This is a genomic window from Streptomyces sp. NPDC092952, from assembly GCF_044754785.1.
Taxonomy (GTDB): Bacteria; Actinomycetota; Actinomycetes; order Streptomycetales; family Streptomycetaceae; genus Streptomyces.
In genome coordinates this window covers 241739-258196 of record NZ_JBIVPT010000002.1, presented here as the reverse complement: position 1 = coordinate 258196, position 16458 = coordinate 241739, and the positions used below count along the sequence as shown (strand labels likewise).

The window sequence follows — 16458 nt, the reverse complement described above, 5'->3', positions numbered from 1 at the left end:
CACGACGATAGGACGACCGGACCCCGGGGGTCACGACACGCCGAAACGTCCGGCCAGTCGCCCGCGCTGCTCCCGTACGAACGCCGCGTCCACCACCGCCCCGTGCCCCGGCACGTACACCGCGTCCTCGCCGCCCAGCGCCAGCAGCCGGTCCAGGGCGCCCGGCCAGCGGCCCGGATGGGCGTCCTCGCCGGCCTGGGGCTCGCCGGACTCCTCCACCAGGTCGCCGCAGAGCACGACGGCGGGCGATCCGGGGGAGCCGGGGACGACCGCCACCAGGTCGTGGCCGCTGTGCGCGGGGCCCAGTTCGGCCAGCACCACCTCGCGCCCGCCGCCCAGGCCGACCGTCCACTCGCCGCGCACCGGGTGCCCCGGCACCACCAGCGCGTCGACCGCCTCCGCCGCCTCGCGCTCCGCGACCCCGTGGCGCACCGCCGAGGCGCGCAGCTCCGCGGCCCCGTCCTTCCGCAGGAACTCCGCCAGCCCGGCCGCCCCGTACACCTGGACGCCGGAGAACGCGGCGGTGCCCAGTACGTGGTCGAAGTGCGGATGGCTGAGTGCGACATGTGTCACCCTCCGGCCCAGCAGCGACTCGGCCTGGGCCCGCACCTCGGCCCCCTCGCGGAGCGTCGAGCCGGTGTCGAAGAGCAGCGCGCCGTCCGCCCCGACGACCAGCGCGACCGTCGCATCCCATCCGGGAAGGCGCCGTCGGCCCACTCCGTGGCCGATCCGTTCCCACCCGAACTCTTCCCAAGAAGCGTCCATACCGCGACGCTATCGGCAAAACACCCGAGGGGTCTCGTGACGGGCTGGCCGGTCGCCCTTGCTAGGCCCCCACTCGGCCGCCGTACACTGGCGGGGGATTGCTGGCACTCGGGGTGACAGAGTGCCAGGCGAATTCCTGGACAGGGACACTGGACAGGGACACGGGAACGGCCCGGGAACCACCGAGGAAAGACAGCTGGAGGTGTGCGCGATGCTCAGTGAACGCAGACTCGAAGTGCTCCGCGCCATCGTCCAGGACTATGTCGGTACGGAGGAGCCCGTCGGCTCCAAGGCGCTCACCGAGCGGCACAAGCTGGGGGTCTCCCCGGCGACCGTCCGCAACGACATGGCCGTGCTGGAGGACGAGGGCTTCATCGCCCAGCCCCACACCAGCGCCGGACGCATCCCGACGGACAAGGGCTACCGGCTCTTCGTCGACCGGCTCGCGGGGGTCAAGCCCCTCTCGTCGCCGGAGCGCCGCGCGATCCACAACTTCCTCGACGGAGCGGTCGACCTCGACGACGTCGTGGGCCGCACCGTGCGGCTGCTCGCGCAGCTGACCCGGCAGGTCGCCATCGTGCAGTACCCCTCGCTGACCCGGTCGACGGTGCGGCACGTGGAACTGCTGTCGCTGGCGCCCGCCCGGCTGATGCTCGTGCTCATCACGGACACCGGCCGGGTCGAACAGCGCATGATCGACTGCCCCGCCCCGTTCGGCGAGACCTCTCTCGCCGACCTGCGGGCCCGGCTCAACAGCCGGGTGGTGGGACGCCGTTTCACGGACGTCCCGCAGCTGGTGCAGGACCTGCCGGAATCCTTCGAGAGCGAGGACCGGGGCACCGTCTCCACCGTGCTCTCCACCCTGCTCGAAACCCTCGTCGAGGAGACGGAGGAGCGGCTGATGATCGGCGGCACCTCCAACCTCACGCGCTTCGGGCACGACTTCCCCGTGATGATCCGGCCGGTGCTGGAGGCTCTGGAGGAGCAGGTCGTGCTGCTGAAGCTGCTCGGCGAGGCCAAGGACTCGGGCATGACCGTACGCATCGGGCACGAGAACGCCCACGAGGGGCTCAACTCCACGTCCGTCGTCGCGGTCGGCTACGGTTCGGGCGACGAGGCAGTCGCCAAACTCGGCGTGGTCGGACCGACCCGCATGGACTACCCCGGAACGATGGGAGCGGTACGCGCAGTGGCACGTTACGTCGGACAGATCCTGGCGGAGTCGTAAGTGGCCACGGACTACTACGCCGTACTCGGCGTACGCCGCGACGCGTCCCAGGACGAGATCAAGAAGGCATTCCGTCGGCTCGCCCGCGAGCTGCACCCGGATGTCAACCCCGATCCGAAGACCCAGGAGCGGTTCAAGGAGATCAACGCCGCCTACGAGGTGCTGTCGGACCCGCAGAAGAAGCAGGTCTACGACCTCGGCGGCGACCCGCTGTCCGCCTCCGGCGGCGGTGGCGCGGGCGGCTTCGGGCAGGGCGGCTTCGGCAACTTCTCCGACATCATGGACGCGTTCTTCGGCACGTCGCAGCAGCGCGGACCCCGGTCCCGCACCCGGCGCGGCCAGGACGCGATGATCCGGCTGGAGATCGACCTCGCCGAGGCCGCGTTCGGAACGACCAAGGACATCCAGGTCGACACGGCCGTCGTCTGCACCACGTGCAGCGGCGAAGGTGCCGCGCCCGGTACCTCCGCCCAGACCTGTGACATGTGCCGCGGCCGCGGCGAGGTCTCGCAGGTCACCCGGTCCTTCCTGGGCCAGGTCATGACCTCGCGGCCCTGCCCGCAGTGCCAGGGCTTCGGCACGGTCGTGCCGACGCCGTGCCCGGAGTGCGCCGGTGACGGCCGCATCCGCTCGCGGCGCACGCTCACGGTGAAGATCCCCGCCGGTGTCGACAACGGCACCCGCATCCAGCTCGCGGGCGAGGGCGAGGTCGGCCCCGGCGGCGGCCCGGCCGGCGACCTGTACGTGGAGATCCACGAGCTGTCGCACGCGGTGTTCCAGCGCCGCGGCGACGACCTGCACTGCACGGTCACCATCCCGATGACGGCGGGCGCGCTCGGCACCAAGGTGCCGCTGGAGACGCTCGACGGACTGGAGGAGGTCGACATCCGGCCCGGCACCCAGTCCGGCCAGTCCGTCCCGCTGCACGGCCGCGGTGTCACGCATCTGCGCGGCGGCGGGCGCGGCGACCTGATCGTGCACGTCGAGGTGATGACCCCGACGAAGCTGGACCCGGAGCAGGAGCGGCTGCTGCGGGACCTGGCGAAGATGCGGGGCGAGGAGCGGCCCACCGGCCAGTTCCAGCCCGGCCAGCAGGGGCTGTTCTCCCGGCTGAAGGACGCCTTCAACGGCCGCTGACCCGCGGCATCCGGACGCCGGGCGGGCCCCTTCCACAGGGCCGCCCGGCGTCCGCGCGTACCGGGGCCGCGGCGGGTGCGTCCCGGCGGGTCCGGCCCGGCCCGGACGTGACACGATGCGGTCATGTCATCCGCATTGACCGATCTCTGCCGGTATCCGATCGTGCAGGCCCCGATGGCGGGCGGCGCGTCCTGCCCCCCGCTGGTCGCGGCCGTCTCCGGGGCGGGCGGTCTCGGCTTCCTCGCCGCCGGCTACAAGACGGCGGACGGGATGTACCAGGAGATCAAACAGGTGCGCGGGCTGACCGCCCGGCCCTTCGGCGTCAACCTCTTCCTGCCGCAGCCCGGGCTCGCCGACCCGAGCGCCGTCGAGGTCTACCGCCACCAGCTCGCGGGCGAGGCCGCCTGGTACGAGACCCCGCTCGGTGACATGGACGTCGACGGCGACGACGGCTACGAGGCCAAGCTGGCCATCCTGCTGGACGACCCGGTCCCGGTCGTCTCCTTCACCTTCGGCTGTCCCACCCGGGACACCCTGGACGCCCTCGCCGGCGTCGGCACGTACACCGTCGTGACGGTCACCACGCCCGAGGAGGCCCAGGCCGCCCAGTGGGCGGGGGCCGACGCGGTCTGCGCCCAGGGCATCGAGGCGGGCGGCCACCAGTCCACCCACCGCGACGACCCGCAGGCCGACGGCTCCGGGATCGGGCTGCTCTCGCTGGTGTCCCAGGTCCGCGAGACCGTGCAGATCCCGGTCCTCGCCAGTGGCGGGCTGATGCGCGGCGCGCAGATCGCCGCGGTCCTCGCCGCGGGCGCCGACGCGGCCCAGCTCGGCACGGCCTTCCTCGTCTGCCCCGAGTCCGGGGCGAGCCCGCTGCACAAGCAGGCGCTGACCAACCCGCTGTTCGTCCGGACCGCCCTGACCCGGGCGTTCTCCGGCCGCCCGGCCCGGGGCCTGGTCAACCGCTTCATGCGCGAGCACGGCCCGTACGCCCCCGCCGCCTATCCGCAGGTCCACCACCTGACCGCCGGGCTGCGCCGGGCGGCGGCGAAGGCCGGGGACGCGCAGGGCATGGCGCTGTGGGCCGGGCAGGGCCACCGGATGGCCCGCGAGCTGCCGGCCGGCCGGCTGGTCGGACTGCTCGCCGAGGAACTGGACGCCGCACGTACGGCATTGAGCACCGGGAGTACCAAGTGACCGCACCCGTCTTCGTCGTCGAACAGGTCCCCGACGGGCCCGGGTTCGTCCTGGAGGGCCCCGAGGGCCGGCACGCCGTGTCGGTGAAGCGGCTGCACGAGGGCGAGGCCGTCGTGCTCACCGACGGGCGGGGCCGCTGGACGGAGGGCGTCGTGGCCGCAGCCGAGGGCAAGGACCGCCTCGTCCTCGCCGAACTGGCCCCGGTCCGGGAGGAGGTGGCGCCCGCCCCGCGCATCACCGTCGTCCAGGCCCTGCCCAAGGGGGACCGGGGCGAGGTCGCCGTGGAGACCATGACCGAGACCGGCGTCGACGCGATCGTGCCCTGGCAGGCGGCCCGCTGCATCACCCAGTGGAAGGGCGACCGCGGCCTCAAGTCCCTGTCCAAATGGCGAGCTACGGCCCGGGAGGCGGGCAAGCAGTCCCGCCGGGTGCGCTTCCCCGAGGTGACCGACGCGATGACGACCAAGCAGGTCGCGGCGTTGCTGGCCGGGGCGGAGTTCGCGGCCGTGCTGCACGAGGACCGGGACCACGACAGCGAACCGCTGGCCACCGTCGAACTCCCCGAGCGGGGCGAGATCGTGCTGGTCGTCGGGCCCGAGGGCGGGGTGTCGCCGCAGGAGCTCGCGGTCTTCGCCGAGGCGGGCGCCCGGACCTGCCGGCTCGGTGCGAGCGTGCTGCGCACCTCCACCGCGGGCACGGCGGCGACGGCCCTGCTCCTGGGGCGCACCGGCCGCTGGTCGTAGTCGGATTCCGGTCGGGTGCCGCCCGATACCCGGCGTGCGCTCCGGCGCCATTTCCGGCGCGCCCGCACGCCGTCTACCGTCCGGCGGGCGATCGGTGGGAAGCTGCCCGTATGGGGACAACAAGGGCATGGATTCAGAGGCGGGGCCGACGTGTTCCGGCCGCGTCCGCACTCGTGGTCGCGGCCGTCCTGGGCGTCGCCGCCTGCGAACCCGCGGGTGGGCTGAACTCCGCCTCCATCGCCGTGACCACCGACCGGGTCGGCACCGGCGCGCTGGAGAGCAAGGGGGTGAACGTGCGGTGGCTGAACTGCTCCGCCGGGGTCGACGGCACCCGCGCCTGGGGCGCCTCGTCCGCCGCGTCCGTACCCCGCAGCGCGAACGTCGACTGCACGGGCCGGACCGGCAGCGGCGAGGACATCACGCTCACCGGCAAGGTGACCCAGGAGCTCGGCGGCCGGTGCGTACGGGGCGATCTGACCGCGAAGACGGGCGGGCGGTCCGTCTTCCGGGCCGAGGTGCTCGGCGACTGCAACGCCCCGCCGCCGACCTCCGTGATCACCCCGGCCCCGCCCGCCGCGGGCGGGAACGGATTCCGGCCCACCGTCACGGTCACCGTCACGGTGACCGAGACCCCCTGGGGAAAGTGAGTGCGAACCGGAGCCCGGCCCACCCGTCGGACTCCGGCCAACCCGGTTACGGGCGGCACGGCGGCGTCCTAGGGTGAGCGGTGTGACGCAGCTTTCCTACCTCCGGTACCCCCATGTCCACGGCGACACGGTCGCCTTCACCGCCGAGGACGACGTCTGGCTCGCTCCGCTGGACGGGGGCCGGGCCTGGCGCGTCAGCGCCGACAACCGGCCGGTCGGCCCGCCGCGGATATCGCCGGACGGGACCCGGGTCGCCTGGACGACCACCCGGGACGGGGCGCCGGAGGTCCACCTCGCCCCGGCCGACGGCGGCCCCGCCACCCGGCTCACGTACTGGGGCGACAGCCGGACCGAGGTCCACGGCTGGACGCCCGGCGGCGAGGTGCTCGTCGTCAGCGCCCAGGGGCAGCCGTCGTTCCGGCGCACCCGGGCGCACGCCGTCCCGGCCGACGGCGGCCCGGCGCGGGTCCTCCCGTACGGGCGGCTCGGCTCGCTCGCGTACGGGCCCGGCGGCCGGGCCCTGCTGCTCTCCGCCACCATGGGGCGCGAGGCCGCCTGGTGGAAGCGCTACCGGGGCGGCGCGGCGGGCAAGTTGTGGATCGAGGGGGAGGCCCCGGCCGACGGCCCGGCGCGGTTCGCCCGGCTCCACGAGGAGCTCGACGGCAACATCGAATGCCCCATGTGGGTCGGCGACCGGGTCGCCTTCCTCTCCGACCACGAGGGCACCGGCGCCGTCTACTCCTCCCTCCCCGACGGCTCCGGACTGCGCCGCCACACCGGCCTCGACGGCTTCTACGCCCGCCACGCGAGCACCGACGGCACCCGCGTCGTCTACGCCTCGGCCGGTGAGCTCTGGATCCTGGACGATCTGACGGGCAGTGAGCCCCGCCGCCCGGACATCCGGCTCGGCGGCCAGCGCACCGACCTCCAGCCGTTCCCCGTGCACGCCGAGAGCCATGTCGAGTCCTTCTCCCCGGACCGCACCGGACGCGGCAGCGCCGTCGTGACGCGCGGCGCCGTCCACTGGGTCACCCACCGCAGCGGCCCGGCCCGCGCGCTCGCCGCCGAACCCGGCGTACGCGCCCGGCTGGCCCGCACCTTCCAGGCCGAGGGCGACCCGCACGTCGTCTGGGTCACCGACGCCGAGGGCGAGGACGCGCTGGAGTGCGCCCCCGCCACCGGCACCGCCCCGGGGACCGCGCCGCACCGGCTCGCCGCCGGCCGGCTCGGCCGGGTCCACGAACTGGCCGCCGCCCCCGACGGCAGCCGGTTCGCCGTCGCCACGCACGACAGACGGGTCCTGATCGTCGAACGGGAGAGCGGCGAGGTCCACGAGGTGGACCGCAGCGAGCACGGCGACGCCTCCGGACTCGTCTTCTCGCCCGACTCCGCCTGGCTCGCCTGGTCCCACCCCGGCCCCCGCCCGCTGAGCCGGCTCAAACTCGCCCACCTCACCGACCTGTCGGTCGCCGAGGCCACCCCGCTGCGCTTCCGGGACTTCTCGCCCGCGTTCACCGCCGACGGCAAGCACCTCGCCTTCCTCTCCGAGCGCTCCTTCGACCCGGTCTACGACAGCCACGTCTTCGACCTGACGTTCCCCGCCTCCTGCCGCCCGCACCTGCTGACGCTCGCCGCCACCACTCCCTCCCCGTTCGGACCGCAGCGCCACGGCCTGCCCGTCGAGAAGGAGAAGAGCGGCGGCGAGGGCGACCAGGACAACCCGACCGCGCTGCCCATCACCCGGATCGACCTCGAAGGGCTCGCCGACCGGATCGTGCCGCTGCCCGTCGCGGCCGCCGGGTACTCCACGCTCCGCGCCGCGAAGGACGGGCTGCTCTGGCTGAGCCATCCGACGACCGGGGTCCTCGGCACCGGCGCCGCCACCCCCGACGCCGCCCGCCCCGAGACCACCCTGGAGCGGTACGACCTGGAGAAGCTGCGCTCCGAGGAAATCGCCTCGGACGTCAGGGACTTCGAGGTCAGCGGGGACGGCAAGCGGCTCGTCCTGCACACCCGCGGCGCCCTCCGCGTCGTCCCGTCCGACAGCCATGTCGCGGCCGACGACGAGGACGGCGGCAGCGACGGCGGGACCACCGTCGACCTCTCCCGCGTCCGGCGGCTCCTCGACCCGGCCGCGGAATGGCGCCAGATGTACGCCGAGGCCGGCCGCCTCATGCGCGACAACTTCTGGCGCCCCGACCTGGGCGGCGTCGACTGGGACGGCGTCCTGGACCGCTACCGGCCGGTGCTGGACAGGGTCGCCACCCACGACGACCTGGTGGACCTGCTGTGGGAGGTCCAGGGCGAGCTCGGCACCTCGCACGCCTACGTCCGCCCGTCCTCCGGCTGGTGCGACGGGGCGACCCGGCAGGGACTGCTCGGCGCCGACATCTCCCGTACGGAGGAAGGGAGTTGGCGCATCGACCGGGTCCTCCCCTCGGAGACCTCGGACCCGGAGGCACGCTCACCGCTCGCCGCGCCCGGCGTGGCGGTACGCGCCGGGGACACCCTCCTCGCCGTCGACGGCACCCCGGTCGACCCGGTGACCGGGCCCGCCCCGCTGCTCACCGGCTCGGCGGACCACCCGGTCGAGCTGACCGTCGCCCCGGCGGACGGCTCGGACCCCCGCCACGTCGTCGTCGTACCGGTCGACGACGAGGAGGCGCTGCGCTACCACGACTGGGTCGCCGGCCGGCGGGCCCGGGTGCACGAGCTCTCCGGCGGCCGCCTCGGCTACCTCCACGTCCCCGACATGAGCGGCGCGGGCTGGGCACAGCTCCACCGCGACCTGCGGATCGAGATGGCCCGCGAGGGGCTGGTGCTGGACGTCCGGGAGAACCGCGGCGGCCACACCTCCCAGCTCATCGTGGAGAAGCTCGCCCGCCGGGTGATCGGCTGGGACGTACCGCGCGGGGCGCAGCCGCACAGCTACCCGCTGGACGCGCCGCGCGGCCCGGTGGTCACCGTCGCCGACGAGTTCGCCGGCTCGGACGGCGACATCGTGACCGCCGCGGTCAAGGCGCTCGGCATCGGCCCGGTCGTCGGCACGCGCACCTGGGGCGGCGTGATCGGCATCGACAGCCGCTACCGCCTCGTCGACGGAACCCTGGTCACCCAGCCCAAGTACGCGTTCTGGTTCGAGCGGTACGGCTGGGACGTGGAGAACCACGGGGTCGACCCCGACGTCGAGGTCGTCGTCACCCCGCAGGACCACGTGGCGGGCCGCGACCCGCAGCTGGACGAGGCGGTCCGGACCGCCCTCGAAGCGCTGACCCGCAACCCGGCCGTCCGCGCACCCGGGCTGCCCGCACTGCCCGGGGCATAGCCGCCGAGGTGGCGGGGCGAAACGCCCCGCTACCATGCCGTACAACGATCACCAGCTACCGAGGAGCCAGTCCCATGGCGGGAGAACCGCAGCCCGACTGCCTGTTCTGCAAGATCGTCTCGGGCGAGGTCCCGGCAACCATCGTCCGGGAGACCGAGACCACCGTCGCCTTCCGGGACATCAACCCGCAGGCCCCCGTCCACGTCCTCGTCATCCCGCGCCTCCACCACCCCGACGCCGCCGCGCTGGCCGCCGCCGAGCCTGCGGTCGCCGCCGACGTGCTGCGCGAGGCCGGGCAGGTCGCCGCCGACGAGAAGATCGAGGACACCGGCTACCGGATCGTCCTCAACACCGGTGCCGGAGCGGGCCAGACCGTCTTCCACGCCCACGCCCACGTCCTCGGGGGCCGCGGCCTCCAGTGGCCCCCCGGCTGAGACGTGTCCGTACGCGAACTCGTCGTCCTCGGCACCGCCAGCCAGGTCCCGACCCGGCACCGCAACCACAACGGCTATCTGCTGCGCTGGGACGGGGAGGGCATCCTCTTCGATCCCGGCGAGGGCACCCAGCGCCAGATGCTGCGGGCCGGTGTCGCCGCGCACGACATCGACCGGATCTGCGTCACGCACTTCCACGGCGACCACTCGCTGGGCCTGGCCGGGGTGATCCAGCGGATCAACCTCGACCAGGTCCCGCACCCGGTCACCGCGCACTACCCGGCGAGCGGGCAGCACTTCTTCGAACGGCTCCGGTACGCCACCGCCTACCGCGAGTCCGTCGCCCTGACCGAGGCACCCGTCGCCGCCGACGGGGTGCTCGCCACCACCGGCGCGTACACCCTCAGCGCCCACCGCCTCTCGCACCCCGTCGAGTCGTTCGGCTACCGGCTCGTCGAGCCCGACGGGCGCCGGATGCTGCCCGGGAAGCTCGCCGAGCACGGCATCCGGGGGCCGGACGTCGGCCGCATCCAGCGCGAGGGCGCCCTCGGCGGCGTCACCCTCGACGACGTCTCCGAACGCCGGCGCGGCCAGCGGTTCGCGTTCATCATGGACACCCGGCTCTGCGACGGCGTCCACGTACTCGCCGAGGACTGCGACCTGCTGGTCATCGAGTCGACCTTCCTCGACGAGGACGAGCGGCTCGCCACCGACCACGGCCACCTGACCGCCGGCCAGGCGGGCCGGGTGGCCCGGGACGCGGGCGTACGGCACCTGGTGCTGACCCACTTCTCGCAGCGCTACGACGATCCGGCCGTCTTCGGGGCCCAGGCCCGCGCGGCCGGGTTCGAGGGCGAACTGACCGTCGCCCAGGACCTCTCCAGGGTCCCCGTGCCCACCCGGCACCTCTGACCACCCCCGTACCAGCACCATCGTCTGTGAGCGTGAAGAACCCGTGCACCTCCCCAAGGCCGAACTCCATCTGCACATCGAAGGCACCCTCGAACCCGAGCTGGCCTTCGCCCTCGCCGCGCGCAACGGCGTGGACCTGCCGTACGCGGACACCGAGGAACTCCGCAAGGCCTACCTCTTCGACGACCTCCAGAGCTTCCTGGACCTCTACTACGCGCTGATGGCCGTGCTCCGCACCGAGCGCGACTTCGAGGAGCTGGCCGACGCCTACCTCGCCCGCGCCGCCACCCAGGGCGTCCGGCACGCCGAGATCTTCTTCGACCCGCAGGCGCACACCGCCCGCGGCGTCCCGATCGGCACCGTCGTCGAGGGGCTCGGCCGGGCGCTGGAGCGCAGCGAGGAGAAGCACGGCATCTCCACCCAGCTGATCATGTGCTTCCTGCGCGACGAGTCCGCCGACTCGGCGCTGGAGACCCTGGAGGCGGCCCGGCCGCACCTGCACCGGATCAGCGCGGTCGGCCTGGACTCCGCGGAGGTCGGCCACCCGCCCGCCAAGTTCCGCGAGGTCTTCGAGGCGGCCGCCGCGCTCGGGCTGCGCCGGGTCGCCCACGCCGGGGAGGAGGGCCCGCCCGCCTACATCCGCGAGGCCCTGGACGTCCTCGGCGTCGAGCGGATCGACCACGGGCTGCGCTGCATGGAGGACCCGGAGCTGGTGGAGCGGCTGGTCGCCGAGCGGGTGCCGCTCACCCTCTGCCCGCTGTCCAACGTACGGCTGCGCGCCATCGACGTACTGGAGGAGCACCCGCTGCGCGAGATGATGGCCGCCGGCCTCCTGTGCACGGTCAACTCCGACGACCCCGCCTACTTCGGCGGCTACGTCGGCGACACCTTCCACGCCGTCCACGAGGCGCTCGGACTCGACCGCGAGCAGCTGCGCACGCTGGCCCGCAACTCCTTCGAGGCGGCCTTCCTCGACCACGACGAGGAGCGCCGGGCGCGCTACCTGTCCGAGGTCGAGGCGTACGCGTTCGACTGACCGGCGCCGCCCGCCGGACCGGCCGTGCGGAACGCACCCCGCACCGGCCGCCTGCGCCGCACCGGCAGGCTGATCTCCGTGACGGCCTGCTCGGGCGAGCCCAGCCGGGGCACGGCCCCGGGCACCGCCCCGGTGGTGACGGCGAGCAGCGCGGCCGGTGCGCCGCCCCGGCGCCGTACCGACCCCGGCACCAGCGGGCGGCCGCCGGTGTGCAGGGCGACGGCGGTGAACGGGGCGGCGATCAGCAGCGTGGCCGCGCCCAGCACCAGCCCCATCACCGGGTAGCCCGCCAGCTCCGACAGCACGCTGCCGAGCACCGGACCGCAGGCCACCCCGACCGAGGACGCGGAGCCCGCGAGCACCGCCCAGCGGCCGCGCGCGTCCAGTGAGGCGGCCAGTCCGATCAGGTACGACAGAACCACCGGGTACACGGTGTTCCAGAGGATCTCGCCGGTCGCGAACGAGCCGAGGCTCCCGGCCGAGGAGCTGAGCACGATGCTCACCGCGATGACCACGGTCCCCAGCCCGATCGGCACCGCCCGGCCCGCCCGGGCCCCCAGCAGCCCGGCCCCCGCCACCCCGAGCAGCCCGGCGCCGAGCGCGGCGGCGAACACCGCGCCGATGACGACCTCGGAGAGCCCGACCTGGGCGACCCCTATCCGGCCGCTGACCCCCCACAGCGCGTTCTGCGCCATGGACCAGACGAGCATCCCGCCCGCGAGCACCAGCCCGGACCTGCGGTGCGGCAGCCGGCCGCCGGCCGGGGCGCCGGAAGCGGCGGGCGCGGGGCCGCCGAGCCGGGCGGTGGCGGGCCAGACGAGCAGCGCGACCAGGGCGATCGAGGCGAACGGCAGCCGGTGGCCGCCGCCCAGGTGCGGGATCGTCAGATAGAGGGCGCCCGCCGTGGCGGAGACGCTCAGCAGCCCGAGCGAGGACGTCCGGTGCGGGTCGCGCTGGGCGGCGATGCCCGAGGCGGCGACGGCGGTCGCCGTCCCCGAACCGATGCCGCCGACCACCGCGCCCGCCACCACCAGCGGCACCGATCCGGCCAGCGCGGCGCAGCCGTACCCGGCCATCGCCAGCAGCAGCCCGATCCGGGCCGGGCGCCGCGGCCCGTACCTCTCGACCCGGCCCGCCAGGGTGAACCCGGCGCTCGCCGAGCCCAGCAGCAGGACACTGCCGACCAGACCGGCCTGGGCCGTGCTGAGGCCGAGATGGACGGAGAGCCGCCCGACGATGGTGGGGAGCAGGTAGGAGGCGAGGTAACCGGCGGTGAACACGGCGACCAGGGGCCACGCGGCGCGCGGGCGCGAGGACATGGGCGTTCCTGAAGACATGCCGGGATACGGCAGAAGGCAAGGGGAGGGCAATACGGGAAATGCGAGATGTACGGGACGTACGGGGAATTCGTGCCACTCGTCGGCAACCGTCACCGAAGGGGCTCGCGAGCCAATTTGTATCAACCGCGGACAGTCCCCCGAAAGGTGGCATCAAGTGATCTGGGTCACAGTTGCGTTTACGCTCCCAGTGCGCGGGTAATAGCTGACGTTTGCGCTGGTCCACGCCGTGCCACGACGTGCTGCGACCGGCTCGTACGACCGGCGGCGCGCGCCCTCCGGTCACGCCTCCCGATCGGGCACACTGGCCGGATCCACCACGACCGGGAGTGCAAGGTGAGCACGGACATTCCAGGCATCGACCCACTCGACGGGCTGCGCGCCCCGCAGGACCCGGACTGCGACGTCTTCCTCACCGGCACCGTCTTCCTCGACATCATCTTCACCGGCCTGGACAGCGCCCCGGTGCGCGGTACCGAGTCCTGGGCACGCGGCATGGGCTCCAGCCCCGGCGGCGTCGCCAACATGGCCACCGCCCTAGCCCGGCTGGGCCTGCACACCTCCCTGGCCGCGGCCTTCGGCGACGACCACTACGGCGAGTACTGCTGGGACGCCCTGGAACAGGGCGAGGGCATCGACCTGTCCATGTCGCACACGGTCCCCGGCTGGCACTCGCCGGTGACCGTCTCGATGGCCTACGAGGGCGAGCGGACGATGGTCTCGCACGGCCACGAGGCCCCCGGCCCCGCCGACCCCGACGGCGCCCCGGACGTCCCCCGCTGCCCGCCCCGGGCCCGCGCCGCCGTCGCCTCCCTCGCCCCCGGCCGCGCCGAACCGTGGGTCGCCGCCGCGGCCCGCGCCGGCGCCCGGATCTTCGCCGACGTCGGCTGGGACGAGACCGGCCGCTGGGACCTGGACGCCCTCACCGACCTGGAGCACTGCCAGGCCTTCCTCCCCAACGCCGAGGAGGCGATGCGCTACACCCGCACCGACTGCCCGCGCGCCGCCGCCCACGCCCTGGCCGAACGGGTGCCGCTCGCCGTGGTCACCCTGGGCCGGGAGGGCGCGTACGCGGTGGACGCGGCGACCGGGCAGAGCGCCGAGGTGCCCGCGATCGAGGTCGAGGCGCTCGACCCCACCGGAGCCGGGGACGTCTTCGTCGCCGGATTCGTCACCGGCACCCTGGCGGACTGGCCGCTGGCCGACCGGCTGGCCTTCGCCGGACTCACCGCCGCCCTCTCCGTCCAGGAGTTCGGCGGCTCGCTCTCGGCGCCCGGCTGGACGGAGATCGCCGCCTGGTGGCAGAGGGTCCGCACCTTCGACGACCAGGACCCTGCCGCACTGCGCCGCTACGCCTTCCTCGACGACCTGCTGCCCGCCGCCGCCCGGCCCTGGCCACTGCGCCGCGCCGTCCCGACGATCGGCTTCCGGCACCACGCCTGACGGCTGCGGGAACGGGCTCGCCCGCCTGTGCGAAAAAGCTCTCGGTGTTGCGGGTGCGGGGCCGTACGCTTGGTAATCCGAGAGGTTGTCGATCGGCGAGAACCTTGCAACGGGAGGTATGCGCAGGCCACAGAGCCGGCCCATGACTCAGACACCCACAGCCCAGACCCCTGCGCCGAGGCAGGCGCGAGCCCACTTCACCGTCCCCGCCAGCCATCCGATGGTGACGGTCCTGGGCTCGGGCGACGCCTTGCTGCGCGTGATCGAGAAGGCCTTCCCGGCGGCCGACATCCACGTCCGGGGAAACGAGATCAGCGCCGTCGGGGATGCGGCGGAAGTCGCCCTGATCCAGCGCCTGTTCGACGAGATGATGCTGGTGCTCCGCACCGGTCAGCCGATGACGGAGGACGCAGTGGAACGCTCGATCGCCATGCTCAGGGCGGCGGAGCGCGGGGAGAAGGACGGCGAGGAGACCCCCGCCGAGGTGCTCACGCAGAACATCCTCTCCAGCCGCGGCCGCACCATCCGCCCCAAGACGCTCAACCAGAAGCGGTACGTCGACGCGATCGACAAGCACACGATCGTCTTCGGCATCGGCCCTGCGGGCACCGGCAAGACCTACCTCGCCATGGCCAAGGCCGTCCAGGCCCTCCAGTCCAAGCAGGTCAACCGGATCATCCTGACCCGCCCCGCCGTCGAGGCCGGCGAGCGGCTCGGCTTCCTGCCCGGAACGCTCTACGAGAAGATCGACCCGTACCTGCGCCCCCTCTACGACGCGCTGCACGACATGCTCGACCCCGACTCGATCCCGCGCCTCATGGCGGCGGGCACGATCGAGGTGGCGCCCCTGGCCTACATGCGGGGCCGGGCGCAGCCGGTCTTTACTAACGTCCTCACACCGGACGGCTGGCGCCCGATCGGTGATCTGCGCGTCGGCGACCTCGTCATCGGGTCGAACGGTGAGCCGACGCCCGTCCTCGGTGTCTATCCGCAGGGCGAGAAGGACATCTACCGCGTCACCGCCCAGGACGGCTCGTGGACCTTGTGTTGCGGTGAGCACCTGTGGACGGTCCGTACGGCCTCGGACAAGCGCCGCGACAAGCCGTGGCGGGTCTTGGAGACCAAGGAGATGATCGGTGATCTCCGCGCGGCGCACGCCCGTCGCTACGAGCTGCCGATGCTCACGGCGCCGGTCAGCTTTCCCGAGCGGGAAGTCCCGATGGACGCGTATGCGCTGGGGCTATTGCTCGGCGACGGCTGCCTGACCGGGTCGACCACCCCCTCTTTCGCCACCGAGGATCCCGAGCTCGCCGAGGCGCTGGAAGGCTCTCTCCCGGGCGTTTCCGTACGGCACAAGGGCGGGGCCGACTACGTGCTGAACAGGGTGAAGGCGCCGGGTGACGTGGTCACGCTGGAGAATCCGGTCACCCGTTCCCTGCGTGAACTCGACCTGGTGGGCACACGCTCGCACTCCAAGTTCGTACCGGACGCGTACCTCTACAACTCCGCCGACATCCGACTTGCCGTTCTCCAAGGACTGCTCGACGCGGACGGAGGCCCGGTCACCCAGGCGGGCCGTACGTGCCGCGTCCAGTACTCGACGGCATCGATCATGCTGCGGGACGACGTGATCGCCCTTGTGCAGTCGCTCGGCGGTGTCGCCTACACCCGGCGCAGGGCTGCCGAAGGACGCGCACCGGGTCTGGCGAAGGGCCGCGAGGTCCATCACCGCTACGACGCGCACATCGTCGACATCCGCCTCCCCGAGGGCATCGAGCCTTTCCGCCTCGCCCGCAAGGCGGAGAAGTACCGCGCGGCAGGCGGCGGCCGTCCGATGCGTTTCATCGACAGCATCGAGCCGGCCGGTCGTGAAGAGGCCGTGTGCATCCAGGTGGCGGCGGAGGACTCGCTGTACGTCACCCAGGACTACCTGCTGACGCACAACACCCTTAACGACGCCTTCATCATCCTCGACGAGGCGCAGAACACCAGCGCCGAGCAGATGAAGATGTTCCTGACCCGGCTCGGCTTCGACTCGAAGATCGTCATCACCGGTGACATCACCCAGGTCGACCTGCCGAACGGCACGAAGAGCGGTCTGCGCCAGGTCCAGGAGATCCTCGACGGGGTGGAGGACGTCCACTTCTCCAGGCTCACCTCCCAGGATGTCGTCCGGCACAAGCTCGTCGGCCGTATCGTCGACGCGTACGAGAAGTACGACAGCCGAGACAGCCACAACGGGAAGCAGTAGCAG

Annotated in this window: 13 protein-coding genes; 11 read left to right on the top strand and 2 right to left on the bottom strand. The window is 73.2% G+C overall.

What is annotated here, in order from left to right:
- Positions 1-30 precede the first annotated feature (30 nt).
- Positions 31-765, bottom strand: a complete 735-nt coding sequence (locus ACIQGQ_RS05175) for an MBL fold metallo-hydrolase (RefSeq protein WP_402390855.1) — start codon at positions 763-765, stop codon at positions 31-33.
- Positions 766-976: 211 nt separating this feature from the next.
- Here ACIQGQ_RS05175 and hrcA point away from each other — a divergent pair, with 211 nt between their 5' ends.
- The 9 genes from hrcA to ACIQGQ_RS05130 all read left to right on the top strand — a co-directional run bounded on the left by hrcA (position 977) and on the right by ACIQGQ_RS05130 (position 11424).
- A complete protein-coding gene (gene hrcA / locus ACIQGQ_RS05170; RefSeq protein ID WP_366291102.1) occupies positions 977-1993 on the top strand; it encodes a heat-inducible transcriptional repressor HrcA in 1017 nt (338 codons plus the stop codon).
- Positions 1994-3130 carry a molecular chaperone DnaJ gene (gene dnaJ, locus ACIQGQ_RS05165; RefSeq protein ID WP_376689498.1) on the top strand — a complete coding sequence of 379 codons (1137 nt, stop codon included), beginning with the start codon at positions 1994-1996 and terminating at the stop codon, positions 3128-3130.
- 123 nt (positions 3131-3253) lie between these two features.
- Positions 3254-4327 carry a nitronate monooxygenase gene (locus ACIQGQ_RS05160; RefSeq protein WP_366291108.1) on the top strand — a complete coding sequence of 358 codons (1074 nt, stop codon included), beginning with the start codon at positions 3254-3256 and terminating at the stop codon, positions 4325-4327.
- Positions 4324-5070, top strand: coding sequence for a 16S rRNA (uracil(1498)-N(3))-methyltransferase (locus ACIQGQ_RS05155; protein ID WP_402390851.1), 747 nt, complete (start codon positions 4324-4326; stop codon positions 5068-5070). Before ACIQGQ_RS05160 ends, ACIQGQ_RS05155 begins: the two co-directional genes overlap by 4 nt.
- A gap of 110 nt (positions 5071-5180) precedes the next feature.
- Positions 5181-5717, top strand: a complete 537-nt coding sequence (locus ACIQGQ_RS05150; RefSeq protein WP_402390848.1) for a hypothetical protein — start codon at positions 5181-5183, stop codon at positions 5715-5717.
- 82 nt (positions 5718-5799) lie between these two features.
- Positions 5800-9042, top strand: a complete 3243-nt coding sequence (locus tag ACIQGQ_RS05145) for a S41 family peptidase (RefSeq protein WP_402390845.1) — start codon at positions 5800-5802, stop codon at positions 9040-9042.
- A gap of 74 nt (positions 9043-9116) precedes the next feature.
- Positions 9117-9476 carry a histidine triad nucleotide-binding protein gene (locus ACIQGQ_RS05140; protein ID WP_402390842.1) on the top strand — a complete coding sequence of 120 codons (360 nt, stop codon included), beginning with the start codon at positions 9117-9119 and terminating at the stop codon, positions 9474-9476.
- A 3-nt stretch (positions 9477-9479) separates the two neighbouring features.
- Positions 9480-10388 (top strand): ribonuclease Z, encoded by a 909-nt coding sequence (locus ACIQGQ_RS05135; RefSeq protein ID WP_402390839.1) that lies wholly within the window; start codon positions 9480-9482, stop codon positions 10386-10388.
- 43 nt (positions 10389-10431) lie between these two features.
- Positions 10432-11424, top strand: coding sequence for an adenosine deaminase (locus ACIQGQ_RS05130; RefSeq protein WP_352275227.1), 993 nt, complete (start codon positions 10432-10434; stop codon positions 11422-11424).
- On the opposite strand, the gene ACIQGQ_RS05125 is transcribed toward ACIQGQ_RS05130, so the two are convergent.
- Positions 11388-12743 (bottom strand): MFS transporter, encoded by a 1356-nt coding sequence (locus tag ACIQGQ_RS05125; protein ID WP_402390837.1) that lies wholly within the window; start codon positions 12741-12743, stop codon positions 11388-11390. The two genes, ACIQGQ_RS05130 and ACIQGQ_RS05125, sit on opposite strands and share 37 nt — an antisense overlap.
- Before the next feature lie 354 nt (positions 12744-13097).
- On the opposite strand from ACIQGQ_RS05125, the gene ACIQGQ_RS05120 reads away from it, so the two are divergent.
- Together ACIQGQ_RS05120 and ACIQGQ_RS05115 are read left to right on the top strand one after the other, a co-directional pair.
- Positions 13098-14204: a carbohydrate kinase family protein gene (locus ACIQGQ_RS05120; RefSeq protein ID WP_402390834.1), complete on the top strand. Its 1107-nt coding sequence runs from the start codon at positions 13098-13100 to the stop codon at positions 14202-14204.
- Positions 14205-14346: 142 nt separating this feature from the next.
- A complete protein-coding gene (locus tag ACIQGQ_RS05115; protein ID WP_402390832.1) occupies positions 14347-16455 on the top strand; it encodes a PhoH family protein in 2109 nt (702 codons plus the stop codon).
- Positions 16456-16458 lie beyond the last annotated feature (3 nt).

What these genes read in the sequence shown, in the direction of transcription:
- ACIQGQ_RS05175 (WP_402390855.1), bottom strand. Translation starts at nt 765, where the DNA reads ATGGACGCTTCTTGGGAAGAGTTCGGGTGGGAACGGATCGGCCACGGA.
- hrcA (WP_366291102.1), top strand. Translation starts at nt 977, where the DNA reads ATGCTCAGTGAACGCAGACTCGAAGTGCTCCGCGCCATCGTCCAGGAC.
- ACIQGQ_RS05160 (WP_366291108.1), top strand. Translation starts at nt 3,254, where the DNA reads ATGTCATCCGCATTGACCGATCTCTGCCGGTATCCGATCGTGCAGGCC.
- ACIQGQ_RS05150 (WP_402390848.1), top strand. Translation starts at nt 5,181, where the DNA reads ATGGGGACAACAAGGGCATGGATTCAGAGGCGGGGCCGACGTGTTCCG.
- ACIQGQ_RS05140 (WP_402390842.1), top strand. Translation starts at nt 9,117, where the DNA reads ATGGCGGGAGAACCGCAGCCCGACTGCCTGTTCTGCAAGATCGTCTCG.
- ACIQGQ_RS05125 (WP_402390837.1), bottom strand. Translation starts at nt 12,743, where the DNA reads ATGTCCTCGCGCCCGCGCGCCGCGTGGCCCCTGGTCGCCGTGTTCACC.
- ACIQGQ_RS05115 (WP_402390832.1), top strand. Translation starts at nt 14,347, where the DNA reads ATGACTCAGACACCCACAGCCCAGACCCCTGCGCCGAGGCAGGCGCGA.